At 65.2% G+C, this 3,887-nt stretch carries 5 protein-coding genes; all 5 read left to right on the top strand.

The features are described from left to right. On the top strand, positions 1–730 hold a 730-nt coding region (locus ACFQ24_RS04210), incomplete at its 5' end, for a hypothetical protein (protein ID WP_380909227.1). Between the two features lie 61 nt (positions 731–791). Further along, positions 792–1,994 carry an ATP-binding protein gene (locus tag ACFQ24_RS04205; protein ID WP_380909226.1) on the top strand — a complete coding sequence of 401 codons (1,203 nt, stop codon included), beginning with the start codon at positions 792–794 and terminating at the stop codon, positions 1,992–1,994. A gap of 12 nt (positions 1,995–2,006) precedes the next feature. Further along, the gene (locus ACFQ24_RS04200) at positions 2,007–3,290 is read left to right on the top strand and encodes a hypothetical protein (RefSeq protein ID WP_062063573.1); all 1,284 of its coding nucleotides are present in this window, start codon (positions 2,007–2,009) and stop codon (positions 3,288–3,290) included. Positions 3,291–3,329: 39 nt separating this feature from the next. Then, positions 3,330–3,536 (top strand): hypothetical protein, encoded by a 207-nt coding sequence (locus ACFQ24_RS04195; protein WP_062063574.1) that lies wholly within the window; start codon positions 3,330–3,332, stop codon positions 3,534–3,536. Then, the gene (locus tag ACFQ24_RS04190; protein ID WP_380909223.1) at positions 3,533–3,796 is read left to right on the top strand and encodes a hypothetical protein; all 264 of its coding nucleotides are present in this window, start codon (positions 3,533–3,535) and stop codon (positions 3,794–3,796) included. The genes ACFQ24_RS04195 and ACFQ24_RS04190 overlap by 4 nt, the downstream gene beginning before the upstream one ends. Positions 3,797–3,887 lie beyond the last annotated feature (91 nt).

Raw genomic sequence — 3,887 nt, 5'->3', positions numbered from 1 at the left:
CCGCGGCGGGGCGCAGCTCAACCTCATCGATGTTGACGACAGCGGCACGCTCAAACATGCTGTCGCCCTCTGCGATTATCCCGATGCGCTCTGGCGCGCGGTGGCGCCCGCCCTTGTCGACGCTCCGGCTCCCGCATCTGCACCGGTCCCGCTGGCCGAACTCTATGCGTCCCGCGCCGTTCCCGATCCGCAGCAGTGTGCCTGCTTCATCGCGCTAACACCCGCCGAACTGGAAGCGGCGCTCGAGGCCGACTATCCCGATGCGCTGGACCGGCGCGACGCCATCGGCGCGCGTATCCATTGCATGCATCAGCTGCGCTGGTTCAACGATATCGTCGCCTTCCTGCCACCCGACACGCTGTCGCAAAGCGGATGGCAGGCTGCCGCACAGCAGATCGAGCAGCCGGAAGGCCCCTGCTGGGCGCCTGAGCTCCTGCTGCGCCGCCGCTCGCTCTTTCGCGATCCGAAACTGGACCGCGCGTCCGCGCTGATCCGGGAAATCGAGGCATCGCTGTGGATAGCATGCGAGGCGCCATTCGGCGCCGGGCAGGATTTCGACGCCTATCGGGCCGGCCTGTTCAGCCAGGTGATGGTCGACGCCTGCGCGCTGGGAATCCTCCACGATGACGGCGATCGCCAGTTCGCTGTCGTGACCGATGCCCTGGAAGCGGCCGGTCATGACTGGCGCAATGCTGGACCCATCATTCTTCCGGCAGCGATCGCCGCCTGAACTTCCCCTCCAAACTCAATGCATACGGCCGCCTTTGGCGGCCGGTGAAGGAGTATGTCCGATGAACATTCCCATCAGCAGTTTCACACGCGACGCCCGCGTCCCGCTCGGCCACTGCTCGACTGGTCCCCTGGAACTGGATCTGGGCAAGCTGATGTCGGGCCGCTGCCTCATCCAGGGATCATCCGGCGCGGGCAAAAGCCAGACGCTGCGCCGGATCATCGAGGAAGCCTTCGACTATCTTACGACCATCATCGTTGACCCCGAGGGAGAGTTCGCCAATCTGGCCGCGCATATCGGCGCTACGACGGTTGTCGCGCGCGATTATGCCAATGACGGTCTTACCGCCCTTGCGCTCCGCACGCGCCAGCACCGCATTGCGCTTCACCTCGATCTCACTGATCTGGAACCCGATCACCGCATCGAGAAAGCTGCCGCCTTTTTCGCAGGACTCCTCTCCGCCCAACGCGAACATTGGGCGCATACGGTGCTGGTTTGCATCGACGAAGCGCATCTGCTCGCACCGCATATGGCGGCGTCCGCTCGCGATGCGGAAACGCGCCGCCTGGGTGTTGCCACACTGACCGACATGTGCGCACGGGGCCGCAAGCGCGGAATCGGCACGATCATCGCCACGCAGCGCCTCGCGAAACTCGCCAGTTCGGTGGTCTCGGAACTGCATAATCATCTGATCGGCCTCAACGTGTTTGACCGCGATGTGGCCCGCGCCGCCGACCTGCTCGGGTTCGGCAGCGATCAGGCAGCGTTGCTACGCCTGCTTCCACCCGGCGAGTTCTTCGCCTTCGGTCCCGCGCTGGCCGCCACGCCCGTCCTCGCGAAAATCGATCCGACGATCACACCGCATATCGGCCGCACGCCCGATCTGGTGGCCGCGGCCGACCTTGGCCCGGACGAGAGCCGCACTCTGCTCGACCTTGAAAATCTGCGCGAGGTCGCACCGAGCAGGACCAGCCATGCCGCCATGCGGGGGCAACGTGCGCTCGACGCCTTTCTGCTGGACCCTGCCGCTCCCGCCGCGGCGCGCATTGTCGGGGCCTTGGGCAACATAGCGCCCAATGCCACCACGGCCGACGATCTTGCGCGCCATCTCGCACTACCCACAAACGATGTGGACGCCGGGCTCGATCTGCTCGCTGCCATCGGCGCGTCCGACACGATGCCGCGGGGGGATACGCGTATTGCGCGTCTGTCGGCCCGGTTGCGCCTGCGCGTCGTCGATACGCCCGTCGTCGGCCTGGTCTGAGAGGAGCGCACCATGACCCAGAACAGCTTCGATCTCGACGCCGATATCGTCGAGCTGACACCCTTTGTCCCCGAAACGGAAGCCGTTCCGACCGCACCGCTTGTAGAGCTGGCTTTCCGTACGGACGCATGGCTCCCAGATGAGACAAGCCGCCTGCGCGCGGCATTTGCCGATGATCGAACCATCGACGAGATCGCCACCATGCTCGGCAGGCCCCGGGCAGGTGTCGCCACGCGTATCCATGACCTTGGCCTGCGCCGTAACTCCCGGCGATCCTGGAGCGACTGGGACGATGAGGAAATGGCACGCTGCTACGCACATGTCCCGACGGCAACGCTGGCCGCCCGGCTTGGCCGGGGCGTGAGTGCCCTCTATGCCCGCGCACGGCTGCTCGGCCTGTCCGAGCCCGGGTCCCCACCCTATAGTGGATGGGAAGATGCGCAACTTCGCGCCGGCTATGAAAAGGGCGTTCCCGTCGCCCAAATCTCCAGCCTCATCGGGCGACCGCTAAGCGGTGTCATCGCGCGCGCATCGGTGCTGGGCCTGCGTCATGCCTGCCAGCCGGACGACTGGAGCGACGCGGAAATGACCCGTGCGCTCAACCTCGCCACCACGGGAGCGCGCTATATGGCCATTGCCCGGATGCTGGCCCACGAAGGATTTCCCGAGCGCAACAGCCGCAGCCTGGGGCAACGCCTGCGCATGCTCGGCTATGGACGAGGCTGGGGACGTGCGTGGATCGCTGAAGAGGATGATCTGCTCCGCCATGCCTATGCGACAGGCGCGAGTCTCACGCCGCTACGGGAAAGGCTGGGCCGTTCGTCCCATTCCATCCGATGGCGCGCTGAAGCGCTGAAGCTTCGCGGCACCCATGTCCGCCGTGACGGATTTCGGCAGGGGCCGGTCTGGACCGCAGAGGATGAAGCGCGTCTGCGCGCCGATTATGGCAAAATCCCGACGCGTGAGATCGCCGAGGCATTAGGGCGCGGGCTTCGCGCTGTGCTCTACAGAGCCAACCATCTGGGCCTTGTCCACGGGTTCATGCGCCCATTCAGCAGCGATGAAGATCGGGCTATCCAAAACGCCTGGCTCCATGGCGTTTCGATGGTCGATGTCGCAGAGGCGCTCGGCCGCGATCCGGCGGTGATCGGCAAGCATGCGGCGCGGATCGGCTACCGGTTCAATGATCCGGCACGGCCAAGCCGGGGACCGCGAACGCGCCGGGCAAGCCGCGCGCCGGTGACGCTGGACAGTCTCCTCGCTCTCGATCCACCCGATCTGCCGATTGCGGCCTGATCGATTTCCATTCCCGGCCAACTCCTTTCGGAGGTTCCCATGGCTCTGCCAGTCCCGCCCGCCTGCCTCTCACCGCTGAGAAGCCAGTTATCCTCCTTCGATCGCGCCTATCGCATTGCGCTGAACCTGCGGCGCGCCACCGGCGTTCCTCATTATGTCGTGCGCGGTCTCGCGCCTTTTCAGGCTTATCGCGTCACCACCCGTCCGCCGCCATGGCCCGACCGTTGGCTGGCGATGGTCGCATGAGCGCGGGCAGTCGTGCGCCCGTCGTCGCGGCATGGGGGGCGGGCACTAATTCGACCGCGATGATCATCGAACTCGTGCGGCGCGGCGAAATCCCTGACATGACCTTGCTGGCGGCGATGCCCGAACAGCCGCACACGCGCAGGCTTATCCCGATATTTCGCCAGTGGATGGACGATCATGGCGTTCCGAACGAGATCGTCGAATATCAGGCCCGGTTCTTTAAACATTGGCCTCCCTACACCTCGCTGCTCGATGCCTGACGAACGGCACATTGCCGTCGATTGCCTTCGGGCAGCACAGCTGTTCGGCCCGGCATAAAATTTCGCCGCAGGATAAGTGGGTCAAGGCATG

This window comes from Sphingobium olei (genome assembly GCF_042678845.1).
Classification (GTDB): domain Bacteria; phylum Pseudomonadota; class Alphaproteobacteria; order Sphingomonadales; family Sphingomonadaceae; genus Sphingobium; species Sphingobium olei.
The sequence above is the reverse complement of the archived record's forward strand: the minus strand, read 5'-3'. Positions and strand labels throughout refer to the sequence as shown.